We start from the raw sequence: 18075 nt of genomic DNA, 5'->3' as shown, positions 1-18075 counted from the left end.
ACATGCGGGTGCTGGCTGCGGAGCTGGAAACGGCGCTGGCCGGCGTGCAACCCGCAGATAGTGAGGTCGCGTTCTGCTCTTCGGTGGTCGGCGATCTGCTGGATGGGGCGGGGTTGTCGGGCCGGTACTGGGTGGACAACCTGTGCCGGCCGGTGTTGTTCGAGCAGACCGTGCAAGCTGCCGCTGCGGCGGTGAGCAGGCCGGTGTTCATCGAGGTCAGCCCGCATCCCGTGTTGGTGGGCGATGTGGAGGACATCTGCCGGGCGGTCGGGTTGGACGCCGGCGTGTGCGGCTCGTTACGGCGAGGTGAGGGCGGCCCTCACCGGATGCTGGCTTCGCTGGCGCAGGCGTGGGTGCTGGGTGCGCCGGTGGCGTGGCCGCTGGTGTTGGCGACCGGGCCGGGTCCGGCGGGTCAGCCTCCTACCTACGCCTTCCAGCGAAACCGCTACTGGCTCGGTGACGGCCTGGCGACCGGCCGCCCGCCCGGCGCGGGCATCGACGGCTCACGCCACCCGCTGCTCAGCGCCGTCGTGTCCGTGGCCGACGACAGGTTCGTGTTCACCGGCCGGCTCTCGCGCAGGACCGCGCCCTGGCTGGCCGACCACGCCGTGGCGGGCGGCGTGCTGCTGCCCGGAGCCACGTTCGCCGAACTCGCGCTGGAGGCCGCCGCCCACGCGGGCTGCGACCGCCTCGACGAGCTGATCATCGAGACCCCGCTGTACCTGCCCGACACCGGCACGGTCACCATCCAGGTCACTCTCGACCCTCCGGACGCCGAACGACGCCGTCCCGTCGCCGTGTTCGCCCGCCCGGCGGACGCCGACGGCTGGCAGCGGCACGCCTCAGGCATCCTCGCCGAAGACGCCACCGCCGCCGCCCCGTACGGCTGGGCCACCGCCTGGCCGCCGCCCGGCGCGACTCCGGTGGACATCGCCGACGGGTACGAGCGCCTGGCCGAACAGGGCTACGAGTACGGCCCGGCCTTCCAGGGGTTGCGCGCCCTGTGGCGTATCGGCGAGGAACTGTACGCCGAGGTCGTCACGCCCGACGGAGTGGACGTGGCGGGCTTCGGCATCCACCCTGCCCTCCTGGACGCCGCGTTCCACCCCCTGGTGTTGTCCCGCGACGACGAGGAACTGCGCCTGCCGTTCGCCTTCAGCGGGGTGCGGCTGCACACCGCCCGGGCCCCGGCCCTCCGCGTACGGCTGGCCACCACGGGACAGGACGCCGTCGTGGAGGCGGCCGATCCCACCGGCGCCTCGGTGCTCTCGATCGACGCCCTGCGCACCAGGGCCGCCGCCTCCCGCGCCACCACCACCCTGACCCCGTATGGCGTGGACTGGGTGGAGGCTTCTCCCTCCGCGGCCGGAGCCCCCGACCCGGTCGTGATCCCCTGCGTGAGCGAACAACAGGACGTGACCGCCGCCGCCAGAGAGCTGACCGCCCGTGTCCTGGACGCCATCGCCGCTCAGCCGGACGACGTTCCCCTGATGTTCGTCACCCGGCCGGGCGACCTGGCGGGCGCGGCGGTGTGGGGCCTGGTGCGCTCGGCGCAGTCGGAGCAGCCGGGCCGGTTCACGCTGGCCGAGGTCGAGGACGGCTACACCGACTGGGGCCGGCTCGCCTCCGCAGACGAGCCGCAGATACGGGTACGCGAAGGCAAGCTCCTCGTGCCCCGCCTGGCCCGCCGCAAGGCCGTCACCGAGCCCTCGACGGACGTGTCAGGGACGGTGCTGGTGACGGGCGGCACCGGTGGCCTCGGCGCTCTGGTGGCGCGGCACCTGGTGGAGCGGCACGGGGTAGGCGACCTGCTGCTGCTGTCCCGGCGCGGCCCGGCTGCTCCCGGCGCGCAGGACCTGGTTGCCGAGCTAGAAGAGCTGGGCGCGCATGTCACCGTGACGGCCTGCGACGTCTCCGACCGCGAGGCCCTGGCAGCCGCGTTGGCCTCGGTGCCGGCACTGACCGGGGTCGTGCATGCGGCGGGAATCCTGGACGACGCCCTGGTGGCGGACCTCACCCCGGCCCGGATGGCGTCGGTGCTCGGGCCGAAGGCCGATGCCGCCTGGCACCTGCACGAGCTGACCCGCGATCGGCCGCTGTCGACGTTCGTGCTGTTCTCCTCCCTGGCCGGCGTGCTGGGCAACGCCGGACAAGGCAACTACGCCGCGGCCAACGCCTGCCTCGACGCGCTGGCGACGCACCGCCACGAGCTGGGCCTGCCCGCCGTGTCGGTGGCCTGGGGCCTCTGGGACACCGCCTCCGACATGACCGGCGGCCTCAGCCAGGCCGACCTCGCCAGGCTGGCGCGGGCGGGCATCGCCCCGCTCTCCGCCGAACAGGGCCTGGGGCTGTTCGACGCCGCCCTGGTCAGCGCCGAGCCGGTCGTGGTGGCCGCCCGTTGGAACGGGGCGGGACTGCGTACCAGAGCCGAGAACGGCGACCTGCCGCCCATCATGCGCGGCCTGGTACGCGCGCCGCGCCAGACGGCGGCCCCCGCGACCCAGGCGGCGGCGCCCGCCACCCTCGCCGACCGCATGTCCGCGCTCCCGAGACCTGCCGCGTTACGCCTGGTCACCGAAACCGTCCAGGCCCACGTGGCCGCGGTACTGGCCCACGGCAGCACCGACAACGTCGAGGTGGACCGCCCCTTCAACGAACTCGGCTTCGACTCCCTGACCGCCGTCGAGCTCCGCAACCGGCTCAACACCGACACCGGCCTGCGGCTGCCCGCCACGCTCGTCTTCGACCACCCCACCGTCGCCTCGCTCGCCGAACACCTGTCCAACTCGCTGGCCCCACCGGAGTCCGCGCCCGATGACCTGCTCCGCTCCGCCCTGGCGCGGATCGACCAGGTGCTCGAGCGCGCCAACGGGGACGCGGCGGCCATCCTCGACCGGCTCGTGCCCATCCTGCAGAACGCGCTCACCAAGCTCGGCTCGGCCCCGGCCACCGCCGACGGCGTGATGGACAAGATCGACTCAGCCTCCGACGAGGAGATCTTCGCCCTCATCGACAACGAACTGTGACCACGACCGCGACCGGAAAGGCTCTTCCGTTGGGGACCGAGGAAAAGCTCCGCGCCTATCTCAAGCGCGTGACCGTCGAACTGGCCCAGACCCGCCAGCGTCTCACCGACCTGGAGGAACGCCGCCACGAGCCCATCGCCGTCGTCGGCATGGCCTGCCGCTACCCGGGCGGCGACACGGTCGAGGACTTCTGGGACCTGCTGCGGCGGGGCGACAACGCGGTACGCGAGGTGCCCGCCGCCCGCTGGGACATCGACGCCTACTACAACCCGGACCCGGGCGTCCCCGGCGGCATGTACACCAGGTACGGCGCCTTCCTGGACGACGTCACCGGATGGGACGCCGAGTTCTTCGGCCTCTCGCCCCGCGAGGCGCTGCGCGTCGACCCGCACCAGCGCCTGCTGCTGGAGCTGGCCTGGGAGGGCCTGGAGAACGCCGGCCTGTCGCCCTCCCGCCTGGCCGGCAGCCGCACCGGCGTGCTGGTCGGGTTCATGGACACGCTCCAGTACGGCAGGCTGCAGATCGAACGGCAGGGCGACGCGGCCGCGTCCGACCCCTACCTGGGCCAGGGCGCGGTGCCCAGTGTCGCCGCCGGGCGCATCGCGTACCAGCTCGACCTGATCGGCCCCACCGTCACGGTGGACACCGCCTGCTCCTCGTCCCTGATCGCGATCCACCTGGCCGCCGAGAGCCTGCGCAGGGGCGAGTGCGACCTGGCCATCGCGGGCGGGGCGTCCCTCACCCTGCACCCCACGGTGTACCTGCAGGCGTGCGCCGGGCTGATGATGTGCTCCGACGGCCGGTGCAAGACCTTCGACGAGGAGGCCGACGGCTACGTCATGGGCGAGGGCGGCGGCGTGCTGGTGCTGGAGCCGCTGTCCAGGGCGCTGGCCAACGGCCGCCGCATCAGGGCCGTGCTGCGCGGCTCCGCGGTCAACCAGGACGGCCGCAGCAACGGCCTCACCGCCCCCAGCCGCCGCGCGCAGACCGACGTCATCACCCGCGCGCTGGCCGCGGCGCGCGTGTCGCCCGACGAGATCGACTACGTCGAGGCGCACGGCTCCGGCACCCACCTGGGCGACGCCATCGAACTGTCGGCGCTGCACGACGTCTTCGGCGCCCGCTCGCCGGAGCGTCCGCTCCGGGTGGGCGCGGTCAAGACCAACATCGGCCACACCCAGGCCGCCGCCGGAGTGGCCGGCGTCATCAAGACCGTGCTGATCCTCGAGAACGGCCTCGTCCCGCCCAGCCTCAACCTGACCACCCCGGCCGTCGCCATCCCCGAAGACGGCACCGTCCAGCCGGTCACCACCGGAGTCCCGCTGCCGTCCCGTGACACCCCGAGACTGGCGGGCGTCAGCTCCTTCGGCCTGTCCGGCACCAACGCCCACCTCATCCTGGAATCGGCGGCGAAGCTCGCCACTGTATCTGAGAGCGCTGTATCTGAGGACGCCCCAGCCGTTCGCGGGCATGTCCTGCCGGTGTCGGCGGCCAGTGCCGTCGCGTTGCGGGAGCAGGCCGCCCGGCTGGCCGGCTGGCTGACCGAGCGTCCCGGTACGGCGCTGGACGACCTCGCCCACACCCTCCAGACCGGCCGCGCCGAGCTCGACCACCGCCGCGCCCTGGTCTGCGGGGACCTCGGCGAGGCGGTGCGGCGGCTGCGCGCCACCGCCGAGGACGGCGGCGGGCACCGCGTCAAGGGCCGCCCCCGCATCGCCTTCCTGCTCCCCGGAGTAGGCGACCAGTACGCCGGCCTCGGCAGCGAGCTGTACGCCACGGAGCCCGTCTACGCCGAAGCCGTCGACCAGTGCGTCGACCTGGTGCGCGAGCGCTCGGGCGTGGACCTGCGCCCGTTCTTCACCCCCGGAGCCCCCACCGCGGACCGCCCCGCCGACCTGGCCGCCCTGCTGGGCCGAAGCGACGCCCCGCCCGCCGACGACCCGCTCGGCCACGCCGCCGTCGCACACCCCTTCCTCTTCACGGTCGAGTACGCGCTGGCCCGCCTGCTCCGCCATTGGGGCGTCACCCCGGACCTGCTCATCGGCTACAGCCTGGGCGAGTACGTCGCCGCCTGCCTGGCCGGCGTGTTCACGCTGGAGGACGCCCTGCACGTGGTCGTCGAACGAGCGCACCTCATCAGCGCGGTGCCCGCGGGCCGCATGGTCGCGGTCGCCGCCCCCGAGGACCGCATCCGCGCCGCGCTCTCCGCGGCCGGGGTCGAGGTGGACGTGGCCGCGCGGAACGGCCCGGCGATGACCGTGCTCAGCGGCCTGCCGGCGGAGATCGAGGCCGCGACCGCCGTACTGACCGGGGAGGGCCTGGCCTGTCGCCCGCTGCGGTCCGCGCACGCCTTCCACTCCGTGCTGCTGCAGCCCGCGCGGGAGAAGCTGGTCGCGGTGCTGGAGACGGTCCAGCGGCACGCGCCCGCCGTCACCATCGTGTCCAACCTCACGGGTGAACCGCTCACCGCCGAACAGGCCACCAGCACCTCGTACTGGGCGGACCAGCTGGTCAGCACGGTCCGCTTCGCCGACGGCGTGCGGCACTGCCTGGGCCAGGACGTGACCGCGTTCGTCGAGCTGGGACCGGGCCAGACCCTGGGCGGGCTGGTACGGCAGAACCTGACCGGCGGGCCCGCCGCCGTACTCGGGACGTTGCCCCCGTATTGGACGGCGGGGCAGCCCCGCGACGCCCACGCCGAGCTGCTGGCCTCGTGCGCCGCGCTCTGGGAGCTGGGCGTCGGGGTGTCCTGGGAGCGCACCCGCCCGAGCGGGGGCCGCGTGCTGAGCCTGCCGACCTACCCGTTCCAGCGAACCCGCTTCTGGCCGGAGCCCACACAGGAGCCCGAGGTAACGCACACCCAGCAACCCGCCGAGCCCACCGACTTCACCTTCGTGCCCACCTGGCGGCGGGACCCGGCCTCCGGCGCCCTCCCCACCGCCCTGAACCTGCCCGGCCCCCTCGTCGTCTTCGCCGACCCCGAGGGAGTCGGATCGGCGCTCGCCGACCTGGCCGCCGCGTCCGGAACGCCCGTGGTGGAGGTGGTGCCCGGGTCCGGGCCGCGCCGCGAGGGGCGCCGCCTGACCATCGATCCGGCCGTGCCCGAGCACTACGCGGAGGTGTTCGCGGAGCTCCCACCGGGCCCGGTGCACGTGGCCCACCTGTGGAGTCTGGTCTCCTCCGCCGGGATGCCCGATGACGACGAACTGCGGGACGCGGTCGGGCACGGCTTCGACAGCCTCATGCTGGCCGTGCAGGCGCTGGGCGAGCGGCCCGGACGGCTGCTGACCGTGAGCCGGGGAGCGACCGAGATCCTCGGCGGCGACGTTCCCGCCCCGCACCAGTCGCTGGGGCACGGTCTCGGCCGCGCCGCCAGGCACGAGTACGCCGGGCTGACCTGGAGCGGCGTGGACCTGGACGCCGAGGCGGGCTCCTCCGCCACGGTCACGGCCGCGCAGGTCGCCCACGAGCTCCTGTCCCGGCCGGACGAGGACACCACCCCCGAGGCACCCGACCCGCTGGCCGGATGGCGCCGGGGCCGTCGCTGGGTACGCGGCTGGACGGAGGCCCCCGCCCAGCCACCCCAGACGTGGCGCGAGGACGGCGCGTACCTGATCACCGGCGGCACCCGCGGCCTCGGCATGGCCCTCGCCAAACACCTGGCCCGAGCCGGCGTGCGCCGCCTCGCCCTGGTCAGCCGCACCCCGCTGGCCCGCGAGGGAGCCCCGCAGGGCGATACCGCCGGAGTCGTGGCCGGACCGGACGAGGGGCGGGTCGCGCAGACTCTTCGCGACGTGGCCGAGTTGGAGGCGGCGGGCGTCGAGGTGCTGCCGCTCACCGCCGACACCGGCGTACCGAGTCAACTGCGCGCCGCCCTGCGCAGCGCGCGCGAGCACTTCGGCGGGCTGCACGGCGTGATCCACGCCGCGGGGCTGCCCGCCGGGGGCATGCTGCGCCGCCGTACCCCCGCCGAGGCCGGGCGGGTGCTCGCGCCCAAGGTGCTCGCCATGGGACCGCTCGCCGAGCTGGTCAGCGCCCGCACCCCGGCCGACGAGCGGCCGGAGGTGCTCGTGCTCTACTCCTCCGCCGTCACCGCGTACGGCGGCGTCGGCGAGGCAGACTACTGTGCCGCCAACACCCTGCTCGACGCGTACGGCCAGGCGCTGGCCGCCACCGCCCCCTCCACCCGGGTCGTGTCGGTCGCCTGGGGGCCGTGGCAGCACGACGTCTGGCAGGCCGAAGGGCTCAAGGCGACCGGCGGCCTGGCCGGCCGGGTGGCGGACTACCGCGCCCGCTACGGCTTCGCCGACGACGCCGGATGCGCGCTCCTCGACCGGATCATCGCCGGGGGACACGGCAGCGTCATGGCGGTCAGGCAGCCGCTGCGCGAGGTCCTGCGCGCCTGGTCGGCCATGCTCGACCTGGGCGACCTCGTCGGGGCGGCTGCCGTCGTGCCCCAGGGGCAACGGTTCCCGCGCCCGATGCTGCGTACCGACTACGCGGCGCCGCGAACGGAGTCCGAGGCCGGGATCGCCGAGCTGTGGGGCGCCTACCTCGGCATCGACCGGGTCGGCGTGCACGACCCGTTCTTCGACCTCGGCGGCAACTCCCTGCTCGGGATGGCCATGGTGCTCGCCATCGAGAAGGAGCTCGGCCGCCCCGTGGCGCCGGCGGTGCTGTTCGAGCACCCGACCGTCGCCGAGCTCGCCGCCGCGCTCGACGGCGACGGCGGCGCGGACCCGCAAGAGACGCTCACCACCAGTTCGGCGCGGGGGCAGCGGCGACGCCGGGCCCGTTCCAGCAACCGGAAATGAGGACGGTAGACGTGAACGACGACATCGAAAGCCCGGGCACCGACATCGCGATCGTCGGGATGTCCGGCCGCTTCCCCGGGGCGTCCGACGTCGCCGAGCTCTGGTCGGTCATCCGGGCCGGGGCGTCCGGGATCACCCGCTTCAGCGAGGAGGAGCTCCGGGCCGCGGGGGTGCCGGACGACCTGCTCGCCGACCCCGCCTACGTGCAGGCCGGGCCGGTCATCGACGGCGTGGAGCTGTTCGACGCGGCCTTCTTCGGATTCAGCCCCAAAGACGCCCAGATCCTCGACCCGCAACACCGGCTCTTCCTCGAACACAGCTGGACGGCGCTGGAGGACGCGGGTTGCGACCCCAAGCGGTTCGACGGCTCGATCGGGGTGTTCGGCGGCTGTGCCCACAGCTCGTACCTGCAGAACAACCTCCTCCCCAGCGGTATCGGAGCCGTTGTGGGAGAGCTGGCGCTGGGGCTGGCCAACGACAAGGACTCGCTCACCACCCGCGTGGCGCACGCGCTGGGCCTGTCGGGCCCCAGCTACGGCGTGCAGAGCTACTGCTCGACCTCGCTCGTCGCGGTGTGCGCGGCGGCCACCAGCCTGGCGGGCTTCGAATGCGACCTGGCCCTGGCCGGCGGCGTCGCGGTCAACGTGCCCCACCGCGTGGGCTACCTGTACCAGCAGGGCGGCATCGCGCCGCCGGACGGCGAGTGCCGCGCCTTCGACGCCGGCGGGCTCGGCAGCCCGCTCGGCAGCGGCGTCGGCGTGGTCGCGCTGCGGCGGCTGGAGGACGCGCTCGCCGACGGCGACCAGATCTACGCGGTCATCCGCGGCTGGGCCGTCAACAACGACGGCGGGCGCAAGGTCGGCTTCACCGCCCCCGGGGTGCGGGGCCAGGCCGCCGTCATGGCCGAGGCGCTGGCCAGCGCCGACCTGACGGCCGCCGACATCGACTACGTCGAGGCGCACGGCACCGGCACCGCGCTGGGCGACGCCGCCGAGCTGGCCGCGCTGCAGCAGGTGTTCCGCGGCCAGTCGCTGCTGATCGGGTCGGTCAAGACCAACCTGGGCCACCTGGACCGGGCGGCGGGGGTGACCAACCTCATCAAGGCCGCGCTGGCCCTGTGCCACGACGAGATCCCGCCCACGCTCAACCTGACCGAGCCCAACCCGCAGCTCGCCGCGGGCGAGGCCGACCTCGAGGTGGTCACCGGCCTGCGGAGCTGGCCGCGCGAGGCGGGCCGGACGCGTCGGGCAGGGGTGAGCGCGTTCGGCATCGGCGGCACCAACGCCCACGTCGTGCTGGAAGAGGCGCCGCTGGTGCCCAGGACCGAGGAGCCGCCCCGGCCCGAGCTGCTGGTCTGGTCGGCCCGTAACGCCGGCGCCGCCGACGCGATGACCGGGCGCCTCGCCGCGCACCTGGACGGCGACGGGCGCGAGCATCGGCTGGCCGACGTGGCCCACACCCTGCAGACGGGCCGTCAGGTGTTCGGCCACCGCAGGATGCTGGTCGCCTCCTCCCCGGCCGAGGCCGCCGAGGGGCTGCGGAACGCGGGCGTACTGGGACGTGCGGAGAGCCGTACCGACCGTCCCGCCGCCTTCCTCATCCCCGGGACCGGCGAGCAGTACCCGGGCATGGCCGAGGAGCTGTACCGGTCGGAGCCGGTGTTCCGCGAGGTGCTCGACGAATGCCGGGCCGAGCTGCGCCGGCTGATGGGCGCCGGTACGGACCCGCTCGCCGACATGCTGGCCCCCCGCCAGACGAGCCAGGACCGCCTCGGCCGGCTGCTCGGCCGCGGCCCCGCGCCGGACGCCGCGACCCCGACCGAGGTCCTGCAGCCGGCGCTGTTCGCGGTGGAGTACGCGCTGGCCAGGCTGGTGTTGTCGTGGGGGATCCAGCCCGCGGCGCTGGCCGGGTACAGCCTCGGCGAGTACGTCGCGGCCACCCTGGCGGGCGTGTTGGCACCGAACGACGCCCTCGCCCTGGTCGCGCACCGCGCCCGCCTCATCGGCGAGTTGCCCGCGGGCGCGATGAGCGCGGTCCCGCTGCCCGCCGCCGACCTCATGGACCGTCTCCGGCGGGCCGGGATCACCGGGGTGGACGTGGGCGCCGTCAGCGGCCCAGAGCTCACCGTGCTGTCCGGCGAGCCGGAGGCCATGCGGGCCGTCAGGGCGCTGCTCGAGGCCGAGGCGGTGCCGTGCCGCCCGCTGGCCACCACGCACGCCTTCCACTCCGCGATGATGGCGCCGATCAGGGACCGGCTCACCGCCTGGATCGCGGCCAACGTCCCGCTCCGGGCACCCCGCATCCCGTACGTCTCCAACGTCACCGGGGAACTGGTCACCGCCGAGCAGGCGAGCGACCCGGCGTACTGGGCCGAGCACATGTGCGCACCCGTCCAGTTCGACGGTGTCCTGCATACCCTGCTGGCCCTGGACGGCGACGCGGCGCTGCTGGAGATCGGCCCGGGGCAGTCCCTGGGTGCGATGGCCCGCGGGCACCGCGACTGCCCGCCCGAACGCTGGCCCCTCATCGTGGCCACGCTGCCCGGCGCGGACGACCCCCGACCGGCCCAGACGGTGCTCGCCGCGGCGGCGGGACGGTTGTGGCTGGCCGGCGCGCCGATCGACTGGTCCGGATACCGCCAGGACCGTCCGGTGGCCAAGGTCGGACTGCCGACCTACCCGTTCCAACGCGAGCGCTACTGGGTGGACGCCGCCGCCGTCCCGACCCCAACCCCCGCCGGCGTCCCGACCCCGCCCCCCGCCGACCCCCGGCTCCCGCACGTACGCCTGATGGCACCCCGCTGGACCCTTGCCCCTCTGCCGGACGCCGCCGAGCCGGTCGGGACCTGCGTCCTGCTGGCCGGCCGCGCCGAGACCGCGGAGGCGGTGGCCCGCGCCCTGCGCGCCGCCGGCACCGAGATCGTGACCGTGCTGCCAGGAGACTCCTTCGCCGAGACGCCCGGCGGCCACACCATCGCCCCGGAGTCGGCGGCGGACCACGCCTCCCTGGCGCGGCACCTGAGCGACGCCACCGTCGTGGTGGACCTCCGCCTCCTCGACCAGCCGCCCTCCGGCCAGCCCGCCAACGGGCACTTCGACCGGCCCATTGACCGGCCTGCGGACAGGCCCTCCGACCGGCATGCCGACGGGCGTGGCAGTCTCCTCCCCGTGGCCCGGTTGCTGCACGCCTGGGGCGAGGACGGCGGCGACAACACCCGGGTCCTGCTCGCCACCAGAGGCGGCCATGCGGTGGCCGACGGCGAAACCCCCGACCCCGGGCAGGCCGCCGCCGCCACCCTCCCCATGGTCGCCAACCAGGAGTACCTCACCCTCGACTGCGCCACCGTCGACTTCGCCCCGGACGTCACCCTGGAGGCCGTGGCCGAAGCGCTCGCCACCGAGGTCCGCCACCGCGGCGACGGCACGTTCGTCGCCTACCGCGACGGATCCCGCCTCGTCCGCGCCCACACCGACGCCGAACCGGAGAACCACCCCGCCGACGCCGAGCCGGAGAGCCACCCCGCCCTCGCCGACACCCAGCCGGAGAACGCCCCCGCCATCCGGGCCGGCCACACCTACCTGATCACGGGCGGGCTCGGCGACGTCGGGCTGATCGTGGCCGAACACCTGGTCAGGGCTGGTGCCGACCGGCTCGTTCTGACCAGTCGCGGTGGCGTTCCTGACGACGAGGACGACCCGCGGCACCGCGCCGTACAGCGGCTGCGTGCGCTCGGGGCCGAGGTGCTGACCCCGCGCGTGGACGTCACCGACGCCACCGCCATGCGGGCCGTGCTCGCCGACACGCTCCACGACGGAACGCTCGGCGGCGTGGTCCACGCCGCGGCCGAGACCTCCCCCGACACCTTCCGCCCGCTGCGCGACCTCGACGAGGCCGCCGTCGCCAGGCACTTCGCCGCCAAGGTGACCGGCGCCCTGGTCCTGGAGGAGGTGCTGGCCGAGCTCCAGGCCGCGCCCGGCTTCTGCGTGCTGTTCTCCTCCACCTCGGCCGTTCTCGGCGGCATCACGTTCGGCAGCTACGCCGCCTCCAACGCCGCGCTCACCGCGCTCGCCCACCGCAACCCGCGCTGGGTGGCCGCGAGCTGGGACACCTGGGCGGTCACCCTCGACCGGATCGAGGGCGGCCTGGGCGCCGCGATGGCCGCGCACGCCATGTCGGCCGACGAGGCGCTGGCGGCCTTCGACCGGCTGCTGGCCGACCCCCGGCCCTCCCTGGTCGTGGCCGCCGGCGGGCTGGAGGACCGGCTGCCCAGGAAGGTGCCCGCCGCACCGGCGAGCCGCGACCGGTTTCCCCGCCCCGAGCTTCCCCAGCCCTACGCGCCGCCGCTCACCCAGGCCGAGCGCGACCTGGCCGCGCTCTGGTCCGAGGTGCTCGGTGTGGAGCCGGTCGGCACCCGGGACAACTTCTTCGACCTCGGCGGCAACTCCCTGGTGGCGCTGCAGATGCTGGCGCTGGTGAAACAGCGCTTCGGCGTGGCGGTCCCGACGGTGGTGCTGTTCGAGGCCCCGACCGTGCACACCCTGGCCGCCGTCCTCGACGAGCGCTCCGCGCCACCATCCCCGCAGCCGGTCGGCCAACCCCGGTCCGTGCACGTCACGGAGCAGTCTGACGAAGACGACCGGCGCATCGCGATCGTCGGCATGGCGGGCCGCTTCCCCGGGGCTCCGGACGTGGAGGCGTTCTGGCGGAACCTGCGTGACGGCGTCGAGTCCATCAGCGTCTTCACCGAGGAGGAGCTGCTCGGCTCCGGCGTGCACCCCGACCAGCTCGGGGACCCGGCGTACGTGCCCGCCCGCCCGGTGCTGGACGACGTCGGCGGCTTCGACGCGGCCTTCTTCGGCATGAGCCCCCGCATGGCGGCGATCACCGACCCGCAGCAGCGGGCCTTCCTCGAGGTCTGCTGGGAGGCGCTGGAACAGGCCGGGTACGCCGCGCCGGAGCACCGGGGCCGGGTCGGCGTGTTCGGCGGCGCCAACATCAGCACCTACCTGCTCCGCCTGACCGGCCAGCTGCTCGGCGGCGGCCAGCAGGAGTTCAGCGACTTCGAGGTCATCATGGGCAACGACAAGGACGCCCTGACGACGACCGTCTCCTACCTCTTCGACCTGTACGGCCCGAGCGTCGCCGTACAGACGTTCTGCTCCACGTCGCTGGTCGCCGGGCACCTGGCCGTGCAGAGCCTGCGCAACGGCGAGTGCGAGCTGGCCCTGGCCGGAGGCGTCTCCATCCGCGTGCCCGACCGGGTGGGCCACCTGTACGGCCCCGGCGGCCAGGAGTCGCCCGACGGCCACGTACGCACCTTCGACGCCCAGGCCCGAGGCAGCATGTTCGGCGACGGGGCGGCCGTGGTCCTGCTCAAGCGGCTGCCCGACGCGATCCGCGACGGCGACCACATCTGGGCCGTGATCCGCGGCTCGGCCATGAACAACGACGGCGCGCTCAAGGTCGGCTACACCGCCCCCAGCGTCGTGGGCCAGGCCAGGGTGATCGCGGACGCGATGGCCGACGCGGGCGTCACCGGAGACGACATCAGCTACGTCGAGGCGCACGGCACGGCCACCGAGCTGGGCGACCCCATCGAGGTGGCCGCGCTGACCCGCGCCTTCGGCCCCACCAGCGACAAGCGGTACTGCCCGATCGGCTCGGTCAAGACCAACGTCGGGCACCTCGACCGGGCGGCGGGGGCCAGCGGCCTGATCAAGACCTCGCTGGCGCTGCGCGAGGGCGTGATCCCGCCCAGCCTCCACTACACCAGCCCCAACCCGGAGATCGACTTCGACGACAGCCCGTTCTACGTCAACACCGAGCTGTCGCCCTGGCACACCCGGGACGACCGCCCTCGCATCGCCGGGCTCAACTCCCTCGGCATGGGCGGCACCAACGTCCACATGGTGGTCGAACAGCCGCCCGCCAGGCCGGCCGCCGAGCCGTCCGCGCGCCGTTACCACGTCCTGCCCTTCTCCGCCCGCAACGCCGCCGCCGCGGACCAGGCGCGCGACCGCCTTGGACGGCACCTGACCGCCGGGCCGGGCGCGCGGCTCGCGGACGTGGCCTACACGCTGCAGGCCGGGCGGAAGACGTTCGAGCACCGCCGCGCGCTGGTCGCCGACGGCACCGCGGCGGCGGCCCAGGCGCTGGGCGGCGGGGCCGGGCTGCTGGGCCGGATCGACACCGTGCAGGGCCGCCAGGTCGCCTTCCTCTTCGACGGCGTCGGCGAGCAGTACCCCGGCCTCGCCGGCGAGCTGCACCGGCACGAACCGGCCTTCCGTGCCGCGTTCGACGAGTGTCTGGACCTGCTCGGCGAGGCCGCGCACGCCCCCGACCTGGCCGCCCTGCTCACCGGTGAGCGCGCCGACCCGGGCGCGACCCTGGCCGCCCTCCTCGGCCGCACCGGCACAGGCGCGGGCGACGACCGGACCGCCGCGCTCGAACGGACCGAGGTGGTGCAACCCGCGCTGTTCGCCGTGGAATACGCGCTGGCCCGCACGCTCATGTCCTGGGGCCTGCATCCGAGGCTCATGCTCGGCTACAGCCTCGGCGAGTACGTCGCGGCCACCCTGGCGGGCGTGTTGTCACTGAAGGACGCACTGGCCCTGGTCACCCACCGGGCCCAGCTCATCGCCGCGCTCCCCGCCGGAGCCATGCTCGCCGTGTCCCTGCCCCCCGACCGGCTGCGCCGCCGCTTCCGGCTGGACGAGCGCGGCCTCGACGTCGCCGCCGTCAACGGCCCCCAGGTCACCGTCGTCGCGGGCCCCGGCGAGGCCGTCACGGGGCTGGCGGCCGACCTGCGGGCGGCCGAGATCCCCTGCCGCCAGCTGGAGACCACCCACGCCTTCCACTCCCGGATGCTGGAGCCGCTGAGCGACGAGCTGACCCAGTGGGTCAAGGCCAACGTGCGGCTGAACCCGCCCGCCCTGCCGTACATCTCGAACGTGACCGGCGAGATCGCCGACGCCGAGCTGGTGTGCGACCCCGGCTACTGGGCCAGGCACATGTGCGCGACCGTGCGCTTCGCGGACGGGATCGGCCGGCTGCTGGCCGACCCCGAGCTGGCCGTGGTGGAGATCGGGCCCGGCCAGTCGCTCGGCGCGCTGGTGCGCGGCGCCGGCTGCCCGCCGGAGCGGTGGCCGCTGATCACCCACACGCTGCCCGCGGCGAGCGACCCCAGTCCGGGCGACCAGGTGCTCGCCGACTGCCTGGCCAGGCTCTGGTTGTGCGGCGTCACCCTCGACTGGGACGCCTACCACGGCAGGACGGAGGGGGCCGACCCCGCCGCGCTGCCGGGCCGGATCCCGCTGCCCACCTACCCCTTCCAGCGGCAGCGCCACTGGATCGACCCCCCGGCCCAGCGGCAGCAGCTCCCGGCCGAGCCCGCCAACCTCTTCGACGCGATCACCAGCCTGCCCAAGCTACCGGAGGAGAGCTGGCTCCACCTGCCCGTATGGCGGCAGAGCGCACCCCCGGCGCCCGCCGCGAGCGGGCCGAAGTCGTGGCTGGTCTTCACCCGCGACGGGCTCGCCGACGCCGCCGCGGACCGCCTGCGCGCCACCGGCGTCCCCATCACCCTGGTACGCCCCGGCGACGCCTACACCTCCACCCCCGACGGCCACACGATCAGAGCGGGCAACGCGGCCGACCTGCGCGCCCTGCTCCGGGACCTGCGTACCGCCGGCCGCCCCCTGGACCGGGTCCTGCACCTGTGGACGCTGGAACCGGGAGCCGGCACCACCGCGTACGGCCTGCACACCCTCGTCGCGCTGGCCAGGGCGGCAGGCGAGTCGGGCATCGCCGAGTGGTCGCTCGACGTGGCCGTCTCCGGCACCCAGCAGGTCATCGGGACCGAGGTCACCCACCCCGAGGCCGCCACCGTGACCGGCCCCTGCCTGGTGATCCCGCTGGAGTACCCAGGCGTGACCACCCGCCTGATCGACCTGCCCGGCGACCCGGCGGCGGCCGACCTGGCCGCGCTGACCGCCGAGCTGGCCCGCCCGCAGACCGACCGCATCCTGGCGCTGCGCCACGGCCGCCGCTGGCTCCCCGGCTACGAGCAACTGCCCGCCGGCCCGCAGGACGCGCCCTTCCGCGACGGCGGCGTCTACCTGATCACCGGCGGGCTCGGCGGCATCGCGCTCGGCCTGGCCGGGCACCTGGCCCGCGACCACCAGGCCAAGCTGATGCTGCTGGCCAGGCACGGCCTCCCGCCGCAGGAGAGATGGGCGGGCATCCTGGCGGGAGAGCAGGCCGACGAGACCACTCGGCGGCGCGTCGCCCAGGTCTCCGAACTGATCGAGTTCGGCGCCGAGGTCGAGATCGTCACCGGTGACGTGGCGCGGGCCGAGGACGTCCGCCGCGCCGTGGACGCCGCCCTGACCCGCTTCGGCGCGCTGCACGGCGTCCTGCACGCGGCAGGCGTCCCCGGCATGGGCCTGATGCAGTTCAAGCGGCCGGAGGAGCTGGAGGAGGTGCTGGCCCCCAAGGTCGCCGGCACGCTGGCCATCGCCGAGGCGCTGCGGATCGGCCGTACCGACGAGATCGAGCTGGACTTCCTCGTCCTGTTCTCCTCGATCACCTCGGCCACCGGCGGCGGTCCCGGCCAGGTGGACTACTGCGCCGCGAACGCCTTCCTGGACGGCTACGCCTGCGAGCTGGCCGCCACCGGCCGCCGGGTGGTGGCCGTGGACTGGGGCGAGTGGACCTGGAACGCCTGGGAGGCCGGGCTGGCCGGGTACGAGGAGGCGCTGCGCGACTTCTTCAAGCAGAACAGGGCCAGGATCGGCATCGGCTTCGCTGACGGCTGGCGCCTGCTGCGGCGGGCCCTGGCCGCCGGCGAGCCGCGCGTCGTGGTCTCCACCCAGGACTTCCCCACGCTGGTCAGCGGCAGCTCCAGGTTCACCCTGGAGGCCGTCACCTCGCCGGACATGGGCGGCGCGAGCAGCGAGCTGCACCCCAGACCCGAGCTGGTCACCTCCTACCAGGAGCCGGCCGGCCCCACCGAGGAGGCCATCGCCGCGATCTGGCGCGAGTCGCTGCGGCTCGACCGCGTCGGCGCGCTCGACAACTTCTTCGAACTCGGCGGGAACTCCCTGCTCGGCGTGGCCATCGTCGCCGCGGTGCGGCGCGCCTTCGACCTGGCCGAGCTGCCGCCGCACATTCTCTACGAGGCGCCCACCGTGGCCGCGCTCAGTCAGACCGTCGAGGCCCTCACCTCGGGCACGGCGCCCGCCTTCGCCGACGCGGACAGCGGCAGCCAGGTGCGTGCCCAGCTCCGCCGTTCGGGCCTCGAAGCCTCGGCCGCCCGCAGACGCGGGCAGCACCCACAGGAAGCGCACCGATGAAGGAGCCATCATGAGCGGAACGGAGCGGACATGACCGTGATCGGGGTAATCGGCGCCGGTGTCATGGGCGTCGGGGTCGCCCAGAACCTCGCCCAGACCGGGCACGACGTGGTGCTGGTCGACCAGGACGAGAAGATCCTCGGCGACGCGCTGGCGACCATCGCCCGCAACACCAGGATGAGCCGTCTCATGGGCGGGCCCGCCCTCGACCCGGACGAGGTGCTGGCCAGGGTCACCACCGCGGTGGGCGCGGCGGGAGCGGCCAAGTGCGACCTCGTCATCGAGAACGTGACCGAGAACTGGGAGGTCAAGCGGGAGGTGTACGAGACGCTGGACGCCGAGTGCGGCCCGGACACCGTCTTCGTGGTCAACACCTCCGCCATCCCCATCACCAAGGTCGCGGCCGTCACCGGGCGGCCCGACAAGGTGGTCGGCGTGCACTTCATGAACCCGGTGCCCGCCAAGCCCGCCGTGGAGCTGATCCCGGGCTTCCACACCTCGCCCGAGACGGTCCAGCGCACCAGGGATCTGCTGACCGCCATGGGCAAGAAGTCCATCGACGTCAAGGACTCCTGCGGCTTCGTCTCCAACCGGGTCCTGATGCTCACCGTCAACGAGGCCGCCTACCTCGTCCACGAGGGCGTCGCCGACGCCGAGTCGGTCGACGAGGTCTTCAGAAGCTGCTTCGGCCACCCGATGGGCCCGCTGGAGACCGCCGACCTGATCGGCGTCGACACGATCCTCTACAGCGTGGAGGTGCTCTACGAGCACTACGCCGACAGCAAGTACCGCCCCTGCCCGCTGCTGAAGCAGATGACCGACGCCGGGCTGCACGGCCGCAAGTCCGGCCGCGGCTTCTACACCTACGCAACGAACTAGAAG

General features: G+C 74.3%; 4 protein-coding genes. All 4 read left to right on the top strand.

Annotated features, from left to right (window positions below):
• Positions 1–3026, top strand: a 3026-nt coding sequence (locus ACFLIM_RS45870) for a type I polyketide synthase (RefSeq protein WP_393176372.1), incomplete at its 5' end; no start/stop codon positions are given.
• A gap of 29 nt (positions 3027–3055) precedes the next feature.
• Positions 3056–7840 carry a beta-ketoacyl synthase N-terminal-like domain-containing protein gene (locus ACFLIM_RS45865; protein WP_393176370.1) on the top strand — a complete coding sequence of 1595 codons (4785 nt, stop codon included), beginning with the start codon at positions 3056–3058 and terminating at the stop codon, positions 7838–7840.
• Positions 7841–7851: 11 nt separating this feature from the next.
• Positions 7852–17193, top strand: coding sequence for a type I polyketide synthase (locus ACFLIM_RS45860; RefSeq protein ID WP_393176368.1), 9342 nt, complete (start codon positions 7852–7854; stop codon positions 17191–17193).
• A gap of 30 nt (positions 17194–17223) precedes the next feature.
• The gene (locus ACFLIM_RS45855; RefSeq protein WP_393176366.1) at positions 17224–18072 is read left to right on the top strand and encodes a 3-hydroxyacyl-CoA dehydrogenase family protein; all 849 of its coding nucleotides are present in this window, start codon (positions 17224–17226) and stop codon (positions 18070–18072) included.
• Positions 18073–18075 lie beyond the last annotated feature (3 nt).

The sequence above is a fragment of the Nonomuraea marmarensis genome, assembly GCF_043197025.1.
Lineage (GTDB): Bacteria > Actinomycetota > Actinomycetes > Streptosporangiales > Streptosporangiaceae > Nonomuraea > Nonomuraea marmarensis.
This window is presented reverse-complemented; position numbering and strand designations above follow the sequence as displayed.

Bases quoted from the DNA above. Each gene is read 5' to 3' on its own strand.
- ACFLIM_RS45855 (WP_393176366.1), top strand. From the start codon at position 17,224: ATGACCGTGATCGGGGTAATCGGCGCCGGTGTCATGGGCGTCGGGGTC.